This is a genomic window from Aeromonas sp. 62-46 (assembly GCF_001898585.1).
GTDB classification, from domain to species: domain Bacteria; phylum Pseudomonadota; class Gammaproteobacteria; order Enterobacterales; family Aeromonadaceae; genus Aeromonas; species Aeromonas caviae.
The window spans coordinates 38,836-54,938 of the sequence record NZ_MKUI01000017.1 but is presented as its reverse complement, the minus strand read 5'-3'; the positions used below and the strand labels follow the sequence as shown (position 1 = coordinate 54,938).

Genomic DNA, 16,103 nt, shown 5'->3' with positions numbered 1-16,103 from the left:
GGACTGCGGCCTGACCTTCCTTACAAAATAAAGGTCGACACCTGCTGGTTCAGGTTGGTGGCACGCCCCTTGAGGTTGTGCGCCTGATCCAGGTCGCGCATGGCGGAAGCGGTGATCTCGTCGCTCACATCCTTGATGGCGGTGGTGTTCTGGGTGATTTCACCGGTCACCTGGGTCTGCTCCTCGGCGGCGGTGGCGATCTGGCCCGCCATGTCGGAGATGAGGCTGACGGCCTGGGTGATCTCCTCCAGGGCCGCAGCGGCTGCGTCGGCATCCTTCACGCTGTTGTCCGCCAACCCCTGGCTGGTCTGCATCAGGCTCACCGCGCGGGCCGTGGTCTGTTGCAGGGTTTCGATGGTGGACTGGATCTCCTGGGTGGAATCCTGAGTACGGCGCGACAGCACCCGCACCTCGTCCGCCACCACGGCGAAACCGCGACCCTGTTCACCGGCACGGGCCGCTTCAATGGCCGCGTTCAGCGCCAGCAGGTTGGTCTGCTCGGCGATGCCCTGGATGGTGGAGAGGATGCCGGAGATGGCCTGGGCGTGACGGCTCAGCTCACCGATGACGCCGGTCGCCTGCCCCACTTCCTCGGCCAGGTTGTTGATGGATTGGCGAGTCTGGTTCACCAGGATCTTGCCCTGTTCACTGCTCTGGGCGGATTGCTGGGCGGCGGCAGCGGTGTTCTCGGCGTTGCCCGCGATCTCCATGGTGGCACTCGCCATCTCGGTGACGGCGGTGGCGACCATGGTCACCTCCTGTTGCTGGCGTTGCAGCTCTTCCACCGCGGCCTGGTTGGTCACCAGACTGCGTTCGGCATCGGCGTTCAGCTCGTTGGCAAGCTGACGGATGTTGGCGATGAGCTGATGCTGGCTGCCCACGAAGCGGTTGAAGCTGCCGGCGAGCTGGCCCACTTCGTCATTGGCGTCGATCTTGATGCGCTGGGTCAGATCGCCGTTACCGTCGGCGATGCGGGCCAGGGCCTGGGACACCTTGGTGAGGGGACCGAGCAGCAGGCTGACCAGCCAGGAGATGGCGAGAATGCTGCCCACCAGCACCAGCAGGGCCAGGCCGAGCTGGGTCATCAGCAGGGAGGAGAGCGGCGCCTCCAGGGTGCTCTTGTCCAGTACCAGCACCAGCTCCCAGTCGGTGTCCGGAATGTCCGTCGCCCACAGCAGCTTGTCACGCCCCTCGTTGTCGAAGAAAGCAGGCACCAGACTGTTGCTCGCCTTGCTCTGATCGATCAGGGCATTGGTCAGATCGTTGTCGATCTCGCTGGCTGGCTTCATCGCCTTGGCCGCATCCTTGTAGGCGATGACGGTGCCATCCTTGTGCATCAGGATGGCGAAGCCGTCCGCTGGCAGCTTCATCTTGGTGATGTCATCCACCAGGGAGGCAATGGAGAGATCCCCCCCCACCACGCCGCCTTGGGCAGGCTGGGCCAGGGTCACCACCAGAATGTTATAGGCCACGTCGAGGTAGGGTTTGGTGACGATCATGCCGCCCTTGGCCATGGCTTCCTGATACCAGCCACGAGAGCGGGGATCGTAACCGTCGCGGTTGATGGAGGGGTCGGAGTCGTTCATCTTGCCGCTGCCCTCACCAAAATAGGTGAGCTGGAAACGGCCGGACACCTGGGCCTGTTGCAGGGCGTTGAGGGGCTCGGCACCGGCCTTGTTGCCAAGGGCCTGGATGACGTCACGACGGGCGGCAAGCCAGTCGCTGACGCTGGCGGCCTGCTGGCTGCCGAGGCGTTGCACCTGTTCCTGACTGCCTTGCAGCAGCATGGACTTCTGGCTGGTGTAGCTCTGCCAGGAGAGTAGCAGGATCACCAGTGACAAGGCGATGACCACAGACAACAGTATCTTCTGCTTGAGTGATAGGTTTTTCATCGTGTTTTCTTCTTGTGGGGGTCGGGAACAGGATCAATCGGGAGTGCGTGGCACTGTGTGTTGTTAGCGGCCAATCCGCGCAAAACTGAAGCGGAGAATGGCGTGAGTGACGATATTTTACGCGGAAATTTTAAAAATGCTGCGGAAAATTGGAGCAGGAAAAAGAGCGAGGCCAGCCAACCCTGTTTATTCCTTCTGCAATTGGCTAGAATATCCCGTTTTTAAATCACATCGACCCCGAGAGTTTTCACGATGTTTGAAGTCAATCCTGTATTAAACAAGCTTAAGGAGCTGTCTGAGAGGACCGAGCTGCTTAGGGGGTACCTTTGACTATGACGCCAAGAAAGAGCGTCTAGAAGAGGTCAATGCCGAGCTGGAACAGCCGGATGTCTGGAACGAACCCGAGCGCGCACAGGCGCTGGGCAAGGAGCGCGTCTCCCTGGAGAACGTCGTCAGCACCATCGATACCCTGACCCAGGGCGTCGATGACGTCGAGATGCTGGTCAGCCTGGCCGTCGAAGGCGAAGACGAAGAGACCTTCAACGAAGCCGTGGTCGAAGCGGACGAGCTGGAGGCCAAGCTGGTGGATCTCGAGTTCCGTCGCATGTTCTCCGGTCAGCACGACGGTTCCGACTGCTACATCGACATCCAGTCCGGTTCCGGCGGCACCGAGGCCCAGGACTGGGCCAACATGGTGCTGCGCATGTACCTGCGCTGGGGCGATGCCCACGGCTACAAGCCCGAGCTCATCGAATGCTCCGAGGGCGACGTGGCCGGCATCAAGTCCGCCACCATCAAGTTCACCGGCGAGTATGCCTTCGGCTGGCTGCGCACCGAGACCGGCGTGCACCGCCTGGTACGCAAGTCGCCGTTCGATTCCGGCGGCCGTCGCCACACCTCGTTCTGCTCCGTGTTCGTCTACCCCGAGATCGATGATGACATCGAGATCGAGATCAACCCGGCTGATCTTCGCATCGACGTCTACCGCGCCTCCGGTGCGGGTGGTCAGCACGTCAACCGGACCGAGTCCGCGGTGCGTATCACCCACGTGCCGACCGGCGTGGTGGTGCAGTGCCAGAACGACCGTTCCCAGCACAAGAACAAAGATCAGTGTATGAAGCAGTTGAAGGCCAAGCTCTACGAGCTGGAAATTCAAAAGCAGAACGCTGAGAAGCAAGCCCTCGAAGAGACCAAGTCCGACATCGGCTGGGGCAGCCAGATCCGCTCCTACGTACTGGATGATTCCCGTATCAAGGATCTGCGCACCGGCGTCGAAACCCGCAATACCCAATCGGTACTCGACGGCGACTTGGACAAGTTTATCGAAGCCAGCCTGAAATCAGGCCTGTAAACAGAGCAGCAGGAATCACCATGTCTGAACAAACCACCACCCCGGAAGTCGACCAGACTCTCGAACTGAACAACGAGATGCTTGAGCGTCGCTCCAAGCTGGCCGCCTTGCGCGCCCAGGGCAACCCCTTCCCCAACGACTTCCGTCGTGACAGCCTCTCCGGCGATCTGCATGCCGAATTCGGCGACAAGAGCAATGACGAGCTGGTCGCCCTGGGTAAACAGGTGAAGATTGCCGGTCGCATCATGACCCGCCGGATCATGGGCAAGGCGTCTTTCGCGACCCTGCAGGACATGGCTGGCAAGATCCAGATCTACGTGACCCGTGACGACCTGCCGGAAGGCTTCTACAACGAGCAGTTCAAGAAGTGGGATCTGGGTGACATCGTCGGTGTCGAGGGCACCCTGTTCCGCACCAACGCCGGTGAGCTCTCCGTACACGTCTCCACCATCCGCCTGCTGACCAAGGCCCTGCGCCCGCTGCCCGAGAAGCACAAGGGTCTGACCGACCAGGAAGCCCGCTGCCGCCAGCGTTACCTGGACCTGATCGCCAACGAAGAGTCCCGCAAGACCTTCGTGACCCGCACCAAGGTGGTGGCCGGCATTCGCAAGTTCCTGAATGACAAGCGCTTCATGGAAGTGGAAACCCCCATGATGCAAGTCATCCCGGGTGGCGCTTCCGCACGTCCCTTCATCACCCACCACAATGCGCTGGACATCGACATGTACCTGCGTATCGCTCCGGAACTCTATCTGAAGCGTCTGGTGGTCGGTGGTTTCGAGCGTGTCTACGAGATCAACCGCAACTTCCGCAACGAAGGCATCTCCGTTCGCCATAACCCCGAGTTCACCATGCTCGAGTTCTATATGGCCTACGCCGATTACATCGATCTGATGGATCTCACCGAAGAGATGCTGCGCACCCTGGCACAGGACATCCTGGGCGACACCAGGATCCGTTACGCCAAAGAGGGCGAAGAGGGCCTGACCATCGATTTCGGTCAGCCGTTCCAGCGCCTCTCCATGGTCGACTCCATCCTGAAGTACAACCCGGGTGTGACCCGTGACGATCTGGCCACCCTGGAGAAGGCCACCGCCGTCGCCAAGGGTCTGAAGATCGAGCTGATGAAGAGCTGGGAGCTGGGCCACGTGATCACCGCGATCTTCGAAGAGACCGTGGAACACATGCTGCTGCAACCGACCTTCATCACCGAGTACCCGGCCGCCGTCTCCCCGCTGGCCCGTCGCAACGACCAGAACCCGGACGTCACCGACCGCTTCGAGTTCTTCATCGGCGGTCGCGAGCTGGCCAACGGCTTCTCCGAGCTGAACGATGCGGAAGATCAGGCCGAGCGCTTCCAGGCCCAGGTTGACCAGAAAGCCGCAGGGGACGACGAAGCCATGTTCTACGACGCCGACTTCGTCACCGCGCTGGAACACGGTCTGCCGCCGACCGCCGGTCAGGGTATCGGTATCGACCGTCTGGTGATGCTGTTCACCAACAGCCACACCATCCGCGACGTCATCCTGTTCCCGGCCTTGCGTCCACAAAAGTAAGCGCCGCAGAAACAGGGCCGCAGCAGCACTGCTGCCGTCCATGGCAATCAAGACGCCCCGCAATTGCGGGGCGTTTTTTTATGCAGAAGTCACACAGTGACGAACGGTCATCGGTCCGCTGGTGCGACAGGCGGCAGCAGCCACTCCCCCTGCCACAGGGTCAGTGCCCGGCCCGCCATCAGCACCCGCTCCTCCTGCAATTCCAGCCTGAGATCCCCGCCTCGGGCCGAGATCTGGCGGGCCCGCAATTGCCGTTTGCCGAGCCGCTCGGCCCAGAAGGGCACCAGGGCGCAGTGGTTGGAGCCGGTCACCGGATCCTCGTCCACCCCGACCCAGGGGGCGAAATAGCGGGAGACGAAGTCGTCCTCTCCCCGGCTCGATGGCGCCGTCACCATGATCCCCCGGCCCGGCAGCGCCCGCAGGGCGTGAAAATCGGGGGTGAGCGCGCGGACCTCTTCCTCGCTACCGAGCTCAAGCAGGAACTTGGCCCCGGCCGCCAGGGTTTGCAGCGGCTGGCAGCCAAGAGCAGCCCCATAGGCAGGGTCCAGCTCGAGGGGCGCCAGGACAATGCGCGGAAAATCGAGCCAGATCCACTCCCCTTCCCGCCGGGCCACCAACTCACCGCTGCGGGTCGCGAAGCGGATGGGGAGCTCCCCTGACACCTCCCCCGTCTGCCACAGCACATGGGCTGCCGCCAGGGTGCCATGGCCGCACAAGTCCACCTCCACTTGCGGAGTGAACCAGCGCAACCCGTAATGCCCCTCTCCCAGTTGGGTCAGAAAGGCGCTCTCAGAGAGGTTGAACTCCGCCGCCATGGCCTGCAGCTCGGCGTCGGGCCGCGCTTCCCCCAGCACCACCACGGCGGGGTTGCCTCCGAAGGGGTGATGGCTGAAGGCGTTGACATGATAGAGACGGGACATGGTTGCTCCTTGAGGCATGAGAGATCCCTGGGACAGGGGGCTCGGCAAGGCCATTTTTATATCACGGGCCCCCCGGGGCTGAGATGGATTTTGGCTTTATAAATTCATAAATCGCATAAAGAAGATATTTTTATTCTTTGTTGTTATTCATTACACCCCTTACCCTGACCAAAAATCAGACCATGGAAGACATGTGTGATGCCATTGACAGCCCCCACCCTGAGCCCGCTCTCTGACGAACAGCAGCGCCAGCTCAACCAAGTTCTCACCACCCTCAATACCCAGCAACTGGCCTGGGTCAGCGGTTATCTCTACGGCCTCTCCCAGGCGGGCGTCCAGCCCGTGGCGAGCGCAGGCGCAGAAGTCGCGGCACCCGGCGGCAGCCTGACCATTCTCTACGGCTCCCAGACCGGGAATGCCAAGGGCGTGGCCAGCGCCATCAAGGCCCAGGCCGAGGCCCGCGGCCTGCCGGTGACCCTCACCTCCATGGCGGACTACAAACCCAAGCAGCTCAAGAAAGAGAGCCACCTGCTGGTGGTAGTGAGCACTTACGGGGAGGGGGAGCCCCCCGAGAGCGCCGTCGATCTGTTCGAGCAGCTTAAAAAAGGCAAGATCGGCAAACTCGAGGGCCTCAAGTTTGCCGTGCTGGGGCTGGGTGACAGCTCCTATGAGTTCTTCTGCCAGACCGGCAAGGATTTCGATGGCTTCCTCGCCAAGGCAGGGGCCGAGCGCATCCATGAGCTAGCTAGCCTCGATGTGGATTATCAGGATGCCGCCAAGGCCTGGGGCGAGCAGGCCGTTGCGGCGGTCGCCGCCACCCTCTCTGCCGGCGCCGCGACCGCCAGCGTGGCGGGCTCGGTGCAGGCCGCCGTCGGCCACAGCCAGTACAACAAGGAGAACCCCTTCCCCGCCAGACTCTCAGTGAACCAGAAGATCACCGGCCGCGACTCCAGCAAGGACATCCGTCACATCGAGATCAACCTGGAAGAGTCCGGCATCACCTATCAACCGGGGGATGCGCTCGGCATCTGGTTTGACAACGACGCCGATCTCGTGGGGGAAGTGCTGGCCCTGACCGGTCTGACCGGTGACGAGGCCACCCCCCATGGCAGCCTGCGCGAGGCGCTGACCCGTCACTACGAGCTGACCCGGTTGCACGGGGGCCTGATCACTGGCCTCGCCGAGATCACGGACAACGCGGCGCTCAAAGATCTGGCCGGTGACAAGGCCCAGGTCAACGCCCTGGTGGCCAGCGCCCAGGTGGTGGACGTACTGAAACGCTTCCCGGCTTCCTTGAGTGCCGATCAACTGATCGCACTGCTGCGCCCCCTCACCCCCCGCCTCTACTCCATCGCCTCCGCCCAGAGCGAGGTGGAAGAAGAGGTGCACCTGACCGTCGGTGTGGTGCGCTACCGCCAAGAAGATGGCACAGTGCGAAGCGGTGGCGCCTCCTCCTATCTGGCGGACCGCCTGGCCGAGGACGCCGAGGTCAGGGTGTTCGTGGAGCACAACGACAACTTCCGCCTGCCCGCCAATCCCGACACCCCCGTCATCATGGTGGGCCCGGGCACCGGCATTGCCCCGTTCCGCGCCTTCCTGCAGGAGCGGGAAGCACAGGGGGCAGAGGGCAAGAACTGGCTCTTCTTCGGCAACCCCCACTTCACCCAGGACTTCCTCTATCAGGTGGAGTGGCAGCGTTATGTGAAATCGGGCCTGCTGTCCAAGATCTCCCTGGCCTTCAGCCGGGATCAGGCCAACAAGATTTATGTGCAGGACCGCCTGCGCGAGGCAGGGCTTGAGCTCTACCAGTGGCTGGAAGCAGGCGCTCACTTCTATGTGTGTGGCGACGCCAACCACATGGCGAAGGATGTGCAGGAAGCCCTGCTGGAAGTGATTGCGGAACACGGCCACAAGAGCCGTGAGGAAGCAGAAGAGTATCTGAGCGAATTGCGTCGTGCCAAACGTTATCAAAGGGATGTCTATTGATGAGCAAACAACTTATTCCGGGACCGGTCGAAGGGCCGCTGGCTGACAACGAACGCCTCAAGCGCGAGAGCAACTTCCTGCGCGGCACCATCGCCGAAGATCTGCAGGACCCGCTCACCGGCGGCTTCAACGGCGACAACTTCCAGCTGATCCGCTTCCACGGCATGTATCAGCAGGATGACCGCGACATCCGCCCGGAGCGCGCCGCCCAGAAGCTGGAGCCCCTGCACAACGTCATGCTGCGCGCCCGCCTGCCCGGCGGCATCATCACCCCGGCCCAGTGGCAGGTGATCGACAAGTTCGCCGAAGAACACAGCATGTACGGCAGCATCCGCCTGACCACCCGCCAGACCTTCCAGTTCCACGGGGTACTGAAGCGCGACATCAAGCTGATGCACCAGACCCTCAACAGCACCGGTATCGACTCCATCGCTACCGCGGGGGACGTAAACCGCAACGTGCTCTGCACCAGCAACCCGGTGGAGTCCGAGTTGCACCAGGAGGCCTACGAGTGGGCCAAGAAGATCTCCGAACACTTGCTGCCCAAGACCCGCGCCTACGTGGAGATCTGGCTGGATGGCGAGAAGCTGGGGGGTGACGAGGAGCCGATCCTGGGCTCCAACTACCTGCCGCGCAAATTCAAGACGACCGTGGTCATCCCGCCCCACAACGATGTGGACATCCACGCCAACGATCTCAACTTCGTGGCCATTGCCGATCACGGCAAGCTGGTGGGCTTCAACGTGCTGGTGGGGGGCGGTCTCGCCATGACCCACGGCGACACCACCACCTACCCGCGCAAGGCGAGCGACTTTGGCTTCATTCCGCTCTCCCACGTGCTGGAGGTGGCGGCCGCCGTGGTCAGCACCCAGCGCGACTGGGGCAACCGGGTCAACCGCAAGAACGCCAAAACCAAGTACACCCTTGAACGGGTGGGGGTCGAGGCCTTCAAGGCCGAGGTGGAGAACCGCGCCGGCATCCAGTTCGGGCCGGTTCACCCCTATGAATTCACCAGTCGTGGCGATCGCTTCGGCTGGGTGGAGGGGATCGACGGCAAGCACCACCTGACCCTGTTTATCGAGAACGGCCGCCTGCTGGACTTCCCGGACAAGCCCCTCAAGACCGGCATGCTGGAGATCGCCAAGGTGCATCAGGGGGACTTCCGCCTCACCGCCAACCAGAACCTCATCATCGCGGGCGTGCCTGCCGGCGAGAAGGCACGCATCGAGGCGCTGGCACGCCAGTACGGTCTGCTGGATGACGGCGTGAGCGAGCAGCGCAAGCAGTCCATGGCCTGTGTGGCCCTGCCCACCTGCCCCCTGGCAATGGCCGAGGCCGAGCGCATGCTGCCTGCCTTCGTCACCGACATCGAGGGGCTGCTGGCCAAGCACGGCCTGGCGGATGACGCCATCATCTTCCGGGTCACCGGCTGCCCCAACGGCTGCGGCCGCGCCATGCTGGCGGAAGTGGGTCTGGTGGGCAAGGCGCCGGGTCGCTACAACCTGCACCTGGGGGGCAACCTCGAGGGGACCCGCATCCCGCGCCTGCATCTGGAGAACATCACCGAGCCGCAGATCCTGGCCGAACTGGACGCCCTGATCAGCCGCTGGGCGAGCGAACGCAACCCGGACGAGTGCTTCGGCGATTTTGTCATTCGCGCCGGCATCATCGCCCCGGTTATCGACTCCGCGAGGGACTTCTATGCAGCCTGAACAGACTGATACAGCCCGGCTGGCGCGCACCGCCGACGGCCGGCTCGACCTCGACGCCCTGCTGGCCCTGGGCCGGGAGGAGCAGGTCGAGGCGCTGGCCCCCCTCAACCGGGCGCTGGACGCCATGAGCGCCCCCGAGCGCGTGCGCTGGGCCCTGGCCAACCTGCCGGGGGAGCATGTGCTGTCGTCGAGTTTCGGCATCCAGGCGGTGCTCATGCTGCACCTGGTGAGCCGCGAGCGGGCCGACGTGCCCGTGGTGCTGACCGACACCGGTTATCTCTTCCCCGAGACCTACCGTTTCATCGACGAGCTGACCGAGCGTCTCGCCCTCAACCTCAAGATCTACCGGGCCGAACTCAGCCCGGCCTGGCAGGAGGCCCGCTTCGGCCTCCTGTGGGAGCAGGGGGTGGAGGGGATCACCCGCTACAACCAGCTCAACAAGGTGGAGCCCATGGACCGCGCCCTGAACGAGCTGGGTGCCCGCACCTGGTTCTCGGGCCTGCGCCGTGAGCAGTCCGGCAGCCGGGGCAAGCTGCCGGTGCTAGCCATCCAGCGCGGCCGCTTCAAGTTCCTGCCGGTGATCGACTGGAGCAACAAGGACGTCTTCTACTACTTCAAGGAGTTCGACCTCCCCTACCACCCCTTGTGGGAGCAGGGTTACCTCTCGGTCGGCGACGTGCACACCACCGCCAAGTGGGAGCCCGGCATGAGCGAGGAGCAGACCCGCTTCTTCGGCCTCAAGCGCGAGTGCGGCCTGCATGAGGAAGGTGGCGAGAGCGACGGCTCCGGCATCTGATCCCCCGGCCCGGCCATGTGCTGCGCCCACAAAAAAACGCCCGGCAACTGCCGGGCGTTTTTCTTTGTGCAGAAGGGCGACGTACCCCTCATTACATGGCGGCGGCGCGCGCCTGATTCAGCCAGTCGTTCACCAGTGCCTCGTGGCCCTTGAGCCAGGCGTCGGCATGACGCTCCACGTCCGCCGGCTTGTTCTGCCCCTTGTTCATCAGGCCGTTCTGCACGTTGATGTCATTCAGCGGCAGCTTGACGATGGAGAAGAGCTTGGCGGCGGCCGGATTGGCTTCGGCAAACCGCTTGTTGGCAACAATGTGCATGGTGTTCACCGCAAAGCCGTAGTTCTTGCCGTTCGGCAAACGGGTCTTGGCCGCATCCGGGGCATCGGCGGGGACTTCCAGCCACACCACATCCTTGCCCGGCACCAGTTCACTGCTGAGCCAGTAGGGGGTCCAGGTGTAATAGAGCACCGGCTTGCCGGCCTGGTAGCGAGCCAGGGTATCGGCGATCAGCGCCGCGTAGTTGCCCTGCTTGTGGGCCACCGTGGGGGTCAGACCAAAGGCGTCGAGGTGATGGTTGATCGCCCCCTCGCAGCCCCAGCCGGGGTTGCAACCGATGAGGTCGGCCTTGCCGTCGCCATCCCCGTCAAACAGCGCCGCCACCTCGGGATCCTTGAGCTGGCCCAGGTTGGTGATGCCGTAGCGGGTCGCGGTCTTCTTGTCGATGAGGTACCCCTGGGCGGCACCGGCCACATAGGTGCCCTCACGGAAGAACACCTTGTCGCCCCCCGCCTGCTCGTACTTGTTGTCCTGCAGCGGCACCCAGTTGAACGCGAGGAAGGTGCCGTCTCCCTGGGCCACCGAGGCATAAGCCACGTTGTAGTCCACCTCCTGGGCGGGCTGGACATCGTAACCCAGACGCGCCATCAGCTTGCTCACCAGCAGGCTCTGGAAGGCCTCTTCCGGCAAGGAGCTCTGCAGGGGCTGAACGCGCACCCCCTCCCCCGGCAACTCGGCGCTGGCCATGGCGAGCGGGCTCAGCAGTTGGGCACTCAGCAGCAATGTGCCCAGGGTCAATCCTTTGGTTATCGGTCTCATGCGTTTACTCCTTTGTAATCGATTTTCTTGTCACGACCGGCCAGGCGCAGCAGCAGGGCGGCGGGGCCGTGCTGATACCAGCGGCCGGTACGGGTGCGATCCGGTTGCCCCATCGCCTGGGTGAGGCGGTCGAGCACGATGGCCAGCAGCACGATGCCGAGGCCGCCGATGGAGGCGAGCCCCATGTCGAGCCGGCCGATGCCGCGCAGCACCATCTGGCCGAGGCCCCCCACCGCGATCATGGAGGCGATCACCACCATGGAGAGCGCCAGCATCAGGGTCTGGTTGACCCCGGCCATGATGGTGGGCATGGCGAGCGGCAGCTGTACCTTGAACAGCAACTGGGAGGGGCTGGCACCGAACGAGTGGGCCGCTTCCACCAGATCCGCAGGCACCTGGCGAATGCCCAGCATGGTCAGCCGGATCATCGGCGGCAGCGCGAAGATGACGGTCACCACCACCCCGGGCACGTTGCCGATGCCAAACAGCATCACGATGGGGATGAGGTAGACGAACGCCGGGGTGGTCTGCATGGCATCCAGCAGCGGCCGGGTCCAGGTGGAGAGCCGCTCGCTGCGGGCCAGCAGGATGCCGGTGGGCAACCCCAGCAGCACGCAGAAGAAGAGCGAGGTCAGCACCAGGGACAGGGTCACCATGGCATCGGACCAGGCCCCGATGAGCCCGATCCCCACAAGAGACGCAAGCGTACCGAGCGCCATGCGGCCGTTCACCAGTTGCCAGGCAAGCAGGGCCAGGAGCCCCATCATCAGGGTGGAGGGCACCGTCTGCAGCAGATGGGTCATGGCGTTCAGGGTCAGCTCCACCGGTGCGCGGATCAGCTGGAACAGCGGCCGCAGGTTCTCCACCAGCCAGCCGATGCCCCCTTCCACCCAGGTATCCAGCGGCACCAGCGCCTGCTGGAAAGGATCCAGCCAGTCGATGGCGGTTGTGGTGTCGGCGGCTTCGATCTGGTTCTGCCAGTCGGTGGCCAGGGTGTCGGTACTGCCCCAGGGATCGGACACCTCGGTGGACGCAGGCGCGCTCCAGGGGTCTGCCGCCACCTCATCGGCCCGCAGAGAAGGGCTCGCCAGCAGCACCAGGGCCAGCAGCCCGCTCAGCAAGAAATGGGGATTCATCAGCTTCATGCCGGGGTACTCCTGTCCAGGGTGTTGAGCAGATTGGCCTTGGAGATGAGGCCGAGGTAAGTGCCATTCTCCTCGACCACGGGCACCTGACAGGGAGCGGCCGCCACCTGGCTTATCAGTTCATTGAGGGCGGTGTCCGCCAGAATGGGCTGAATGTCCGCCAGCAACGCCTGCTCCAGGCTGCCTTTGGCCCTTACCGCCTGACCGAGCGACTCCACCGAGACGACCCCGAGGAAGCGGCGGCTGCGATCCACCACGTACCCGAACTCCCGCTCAAGCTCCTTGAGCTGGCGCAGGGCGTTGCCCGGCCCGTCGGTGGTGTGCTTCTTGATGAGGGGCACCTGCTTGCGGCTGGCCACATCGCGGGCGCTGAACACATGAGCCAGATCCACACCGCGAAAGAAGGCGCGCACATAGTCGTTGGCGGGCTGGTTGAGGATCTCGTCCGGGGTGCCCACTTGCACCAGCTGGCCATCCTGCATGATGGCGATGCGATCGCCGATGCGCATCGCCTCGTCCAGATCGTGGGAGATGAAGACGATGGTGCGCTGCTGGCTGGCCTGCAGCTTGAGCAGCTCGTCCTGCATCTCGGTGCGGATCAGGGGATCCAGCGCGGAGAAAGCTTCGTCCATCAGCAGAATGTCGGGGTCATTGGCAAGGGCCCGGGCCAGCCCGACCCGCTGCTTCATGCCGCCGGAGAGGGCATCCGGATAAGCCTCTATCCACTGTCCCAGCCCCACCTGATGGAGCGCCTGACGGGCGCTCTGCTGGCGCTCCGCCAGCGGTACACCGGCCAGCTCCAGCCCGAAGGCGGTATTTTCCAGCACACTCAGGTGCGGCATCAGGGCGAAGGACTGGAATACCATGCTGATCTTCTTGCGGCGCACCTGGCGCAGTTCGCGCTCCGAGATGGCGGCAATGTCCTCGCCATCGATCAGCACCTGGCCGCGGGTCGGCTCGATCAGCCGGTTGAAAAGACGCACAAGAGTGGACTTGCCCGAACCGGAGAGGCCCATCACCACGAAGATCTCCCCTTCGTTGATGGCCAGATTGACATCCTGGACCCCCAGGGTCTGTCCGGTCTTTTTCAGGATACTGGCGCGATCATGCCCTTTCGCCAGCAATTTGAACGCTTTATCCGGCTGATCGCCGAAGATTTTGTAGAGGGATTTGACCTCGAGTTTGACTGTCATATTGTCCTTTTTTCTTGGCCGACGCCTTGCCTGGCAAACCGTCGAACGTGAGCCAATTACTTTTAACACTAAGCAATTACACACCCAAACAAAAGAACCAATTGAAGCCAACCTAGAAGGATTAAATTTAAGTCATTGATTTTTATTGGTTATTTTTATTCATAAAAATCCATTAAATCACGATAAAAACGCCTATAACAGACAGGTCCGCCACAGTATCGATGCACTTTCAGCACATTTCATTAATGATTAAAAGGCGTTAGCAGCAGGCGAAAAGAGAGGGTGGGGGCGACGGCGCCCATCGGAGCGATGAATGGCCAATTAATTACATAACTAATCATTTTGATGTCACGCATTCCGGATATTGCTTCAGGCACCTTCAACCATGCCGGTTCAGCCCCCTTCTCTTTGCGGCAACAGGGCACAAAAAAGCCCCCGGCTGTCGCAAGGGGCTCTTCATGGCATCAGAGGGCTCAACGCCGCTGCCAGGTCTCGAAACAGTAGGGATGGGGATTCTTCTCGTCGGGGTGATGGGACTCGCGCTCGATGCACGACCAGTCGTTCTCATCGAAGGCCGGGAAGCGGGTATCCCCCTCCACCGCCAGATCGATACGGGTCAGATAGAGCCTGTCGGCCCGTGGCAGCAGCTGGCCATAGAGATGACCGCCCCCGATCACCATCAGCTCCGCGACGTCACTATCCGCCAGCAGGGCCAGTGCGGCCTCCACCGAGTCGATGACCTCCACGCCGTCGGCCCGGTAGTCGGGGTTGCGGCTGATCACCAGATTGCGGCGCCCGGGCAGCGGTCGTCCGATGGATTCAAAGGTCTTGCGCCCCATCAACACCGGCTTGCCCAGGGTCACCCGCTTGAAGTGGGCCAGATCCGCCGGCAGGTGCCAGGGCATCTGGTTGTCCAGCCCTATCACCCGATCGTGGGCCATGGCGGCAATCATGGAAATCATCATGGGGTCAACCTCTCGAACCATCGGTCAGATAATGGGGCGGTTACGGTACACGACCAGAGAGGGGATCGCCAAACCGAAACTCAGGGCCCCCACGATAAACAGCGCCTTGAGGCCGTTCTCCACCGCGCTCTGAAGCAGCTCCATGGTCACCCCGGAGATATTGAGCTCCACGATGGCGATCATGGTCTTGAACGCGTAGCTGCCCGGGATCATGGGGATGATGGAGGCGACGCTGAACACCGGGCGTGGTGCCAGCAGGCGGCGCGACCAGTAGACACAGACAAAACCGACCGTGGTCGCCGCTGCCAGGGTGGCCCACTCGATGGGCATGCCGTAGTGGATGAGCAGGGTACGCAGGCTGTGGGCCAGCGCGCCCCCCATGGCGCAATATTTGAGCATCCGTGGCGGCACGTTGAACAGCATGGCAAAGCCCACCGCCGGAATGGCCGACCAGAAGGCATCCTTGGCCAGCAGCCAGAGCAGTTCCATCATACCTTCCACCCCCAGATGCCGGTCACCGACATGGCGAGAATGATCCCTATGGCTGCGCTGATGGTCAGCAGTGTCGCCGTGCCCCAGCGGGCCAGCCCCATGTTGAAGTAACCCTTCACCATGTCGGAGACCGCATTGATGAGCGGGAACCCCGGCACCAGCAGCAACACGCTGGCGGCCATGGCGAGATAGGGTTGTTCGCCCCAGCCGAAGAAGGTGGCGCTGGAGGCGAGCAGGGTGGCGATGAAACCGGTGGCGGCAAAGTTGATGAGGGGGCTGTGGTGATGGCGGGCAATGAGCTGGCGCACCCGCATGGCGACCGAGGCCGAGCAGCAGGTCACCAGGAAGATGGGCCAGTCACCGCCAAACAGCAGGCTGAAGGCACCGCAAGAGAGCCCCACCATGGGCACCACCAGCCAGGGGTGATAGTGGAACGGCGTGATGGCCTCGAGGCGCTGACGTACCTCGCGCGCGCCGATAAGCGACTTTTCCGTCATGATGCAGATGCGCTGGATTTCGCACACCACCTGCATGTTGATGCCGTGCTCCCGCACCCGGCGGGTGGTGGTGACGCAACTGCCCTGGTAGAGGCTGGTGAGGACGATGGCGCTGGAAGAGATGGCCATCTCGACGCTCTCCAGCCCGAGCGCCATCCCCAGGCGGACCGTGGTCTGCTCGATGATGCGGCTCTCCGCCCCAAACTGGGCCAGCATCTGGCCCGCCTTGACGATGATCCGGGTGATCTCCGTCTGCTGCTCTCGCGACAGCACCCTTCCTGGTGTGATGCTTCTCATGATCCCTTTGAGTCATAGCAAGATGAAATGTGTCTGGATATTACCCCAAAATAAATACACCTTCATCCATCTCTATCGGACTGCGGGCACTGGTCACTATTATTCAGCCGCCCGGGGAATATTTGCAGCAAATAAAAAACAATTCACCCAACTTGCTTAACAACTTGTTTGAGAAGGGGTGAGACAAATTAATAAACACCCTGTTTTT

The 16,103-nt window shown here is 62.5% G+C and carries 13 protein-coding genes; 5 read left to right on the top strand and 8 right to left on the bottom strand.

The window, feature by feature from the left end:
- Window positions 1-20: 20 nt before the first annotated feature.
- A complete protein-coding gene (locus tag BGO64_RS05580) occupies window positions 21-1,892 on the bottom strand; it encodes a methyl-accepting chemotaxis protein (protein WP_039040322.1) in 1,872 nt (623 codons plus the stop codon).
- Window positions 1,893-2,144: 252 nt separating this feature from the next.
- On the opposite strand from BGO64_RS05580, the gene prfB reads away from it, so the two are divergent.
- Together prfB and lysS are read left to right on the top strand one after the other, a co-directional pair.
- A protein-coding gene (gene prfB, locus BGO64_RS05575; protein WP_102948437.1) for a peptide chain release factor 2 occupies window positions 2,145-3,243 on the top strand; the annotation gives its coding sequence in 2 pieces (ribosomal slippage) (window positions 2,145-2,219 and window positions 2,221-3,243; 1,098 coding nt in all).
- A gap of 20 nt (window positions 3,244-3,263) precedes the next feature.
- A complete protein-coding gene (gene lysS, locus BGO64_RS05570; protein WP_010675428.1) occupies window positions 3,264-4,799 on the top strand; it encodes a lysine--tRNA ligase in 1,536 nt (511 codons plus the stop codon).
- Window positions 4,800-4,906: 107 nt separating this feature from the next.
- On the opposite strand, the gene BGO64_RS05565 is transcribed toward lysS, so the two are convergent.
- Window positions 4,907-5,719: a PhzF family phenazine biosynthesis protein gene (locus BGO64_RS05565; RefSeq protein WP_261999683.1), complete on the bottom strand. Its 813-nt coding sequence runs from the start codon at window positions 5,717-5,719 to the stop codon at window positions 4,907-4,909.
- 198 nt (window positions 5,720-5,917) lie between these two features.
- Between BGO64_RS05565 and BGO64_RS05560 the strand changes: the two genes are divergently transcribed.
- Genes BGO64_RS05560 through BGO64_RS05550 form a run of 3 tightly spaced genes read left to right on the top strand, consistent with a single transcriptional unit; the run spans window position 5,918 to window position 10,213 of the window.
- Window positions 5,918-7,705, top strand: coding sequence for an assimilatory sulfite reductase (NADPH) flavoprotein subunit (locus BGO64_RS05560; RefSeq protein WP_261999685.1), 1,788 nt, complete (start codon window positions 5,918-5,920; stop codon window positions 7,703-7,705).
- The gene (gene cysI / locus BGO64_RS05555) at window positions 7,705-9,417 is read left to right on the top strand and encodes an assimilatory sulfite reductase (NADPH) hemoprotein subunit (protein ID WP_286700311.1); all 1,713 of its coding nucleotides are present in this window, start codon (window positions 7,705-7,707) and stop codon (window positions 9,415-9,417) included. Before BGO64_RS05560 ends, cysI begins: the two co-directional genes overlap by 1 nt.
- Window positions 9,407-10,213 carry a phosphoadenylyl-sulfate reductase gene (locus BGO64_RS05550; protein WP_286700310.1) on the top strand — a complete coding sequence of 269 codons (807 nt, stop codon included), beginning with the start codon at window positions 9,407-9,409 and terminating at the stop codon, window positions 10,211-10,213. Before cysI ends, BGO64_RS05550 begins: the two co-directional genes overlap by 11 nt.
- Window positions 10,214-10,304: 91 nt before the next feature.
- Here the strand turns inward: BGO64_RS05550 and proX are convergent, their stop codons facing one another.
- The 6 genes from proX to BGO64_RS05520 form a co-directional block, all read right to left on the bottom strand.
- Window positions 10,305-11,306, bottom strand: coding sequence for a glycine betaine/L-proline ABC transporter substrate-binding protein ProX (proX, locus tag BGO64_RS05545; protein WP_261999760.1), 1,002 nt, complete (start codon window positions 11,304-11,306; stop codon window positions 10,305-10,307).
- Complete coding sequence (gene proW, locus BGO64_RS05540) at window positions 11,303-12,451, bottom strand: glycine betaine/L-proline ABC transporter permease ProW (protein WP_221366218.1); 1,149 nt, start codon at window positions 12,449-12,451, stop codon at window positions 11,303-11,305. Before proW ends, proX begins: the two co-directional genes overlap by 4 nt.
- Window positions 12,448-13,644: a glycine betaine/L-proline ABC transporter ATP-binding protein ProV gene (gene proV / locus BGO64_RS05535; protein ID WP_286700309.1), complete on the bottom strand. Its 1,197-nt coding sequence runs from the start codon at window positions 13,642-13,644 to the stop codon at window positions 12,448-12,450. Before proV ends, proW begins: the two co-directional genes overlap by 4 nt.
- A 473-nt stretch (window positions 13,645-14,117) precedes the next feature.
- The gene (gene folA / locus BGO64_RS05530) at window positions 14,118-14,609 is read right to left on the bottom strand and encodes a type 3 dihydrofolate reductase (RefSeq protein ID WP_049636571.1); all 492 of its coding nucleotides are present in this window, start codon (window positions 14,607-14,609) and stop codon (window positions 14,118-14,120) included.
- A gap of 24 nt (window positions 14,610-14,633) precedes the next feature.
- The gene (locus BGO64_RS05525) at window positions 14,634-15,101 is read right to left on the bottom strand and encodes a threonine/serine exporter family protein (RefSeq protein ID WP_010675437.1); all 468 of its coding nucleotides are present in this window, start codon (window positions 15,099-15,101) and stop codon (window positions 14,634-14,636) included.
- On the bottom strand, window positions 15,098-15,895 hold the full coding sequence (locus tag BGO64_RS05520; RefSeq protein ID WP_042014428.1) for a threonine/serine exporter family protein: 798 nt from the start codon (window positions 15,893-15,895) through the stop codon (window positions 15,098-15,100). Before BGO64_RS05520 ends, BGO64_RS05525 begins: the two co-directional genes overlap by 4 nt.
- Between the last annotated feature and the right edge of the window lie 208 nt (window positions 15,896-16,103).

Excerpts from the sequence above, each read along its gene's own strand:
- proX (WP_261999760.1), bottom strand. The coding sequence starts at position 11,306 with ATGAGACCGATAACCAAAGGATTGACCCTGGGCACATTGCTGCTGAGT.
- BGO64_RS05565 (WP_261999683.1), bottom strand. The coding sequence starts at position 5,719 with ATGTCCCGTCTCTATCATGTCAACGCCTTCAGCCATCACCCCTTCGGA.
- BGO64_RS05550 (WP_286700310.1), top strand. The coding sequence starts at position 9,407 with ATGCAGCCTGAACAGACTGATACAGCCCGGCTGGCGCGCACCGCCGAC.
- lysS (WP_010675428.1), top strand. The coding sequence starts at position 3,264 with ATGTCTGAACAAACCACCACCCCGGAAGTCGACCAGACTCTCGAACTG.
- BGO64_RS05525 (WP_010675437.1), bottom strand. The coding sequence starts at position 15,101 with ATGATGGAACTGCTCTGGCTGCTGGCCAAGGATGCCTTCTGGTCGGCC.
- BGO64_RS05560 (WP_261999685.1), top strand. The coding sequence starts at position 5,918 with ATGCCATTGACAGCCCCCACCCTGAGCCCGCTCTCTGACGAACAGCAG.
- BGO64_RS05520 (WP_042014428.1), bottom strand. The coding sequence starts at position 15,895 with ATGAGAAGCATCACACCAGGAAGGGTGCTGTCGCGAGAGCAGCAGACG.
- proV (WP_286700309.1), bottom strand. The coding sequence starts at position 13,644 with ATGACAGTCAAACTCGAGGTCAAATCCCTCTACAAAATCTTCGGCGAT.
- proW (WP_221366218.1), bottom strand. The coding sequence starts at position 12,451 with ATGAAGCTGATGAATCCCCATTTCTTGCTGAGCGGGCTGCTGGCCCTG.
- BGO64_RS05580 (WP_039040322.1), bottom strand. The coding sequence starts at position 1,892 with ATGAAAAACCTATCACTCAAGCAGAAGATACTGTTGTCTGTGGTCATC.
- cysI (WP_286700311.1), top strand. The coding sequence starts at position 7,705 with ATGAGCAAACAACTTATTCCGGGACCGGTCGAAGGGCCGCTGGCTGAC.
- folA (WP_049636571.1), bottom strand. The coding sequence starts at position 14,609 with ATGATGATTTCCATGATTGCCGCCATGGCCCACGATCGGGTGATAGGG.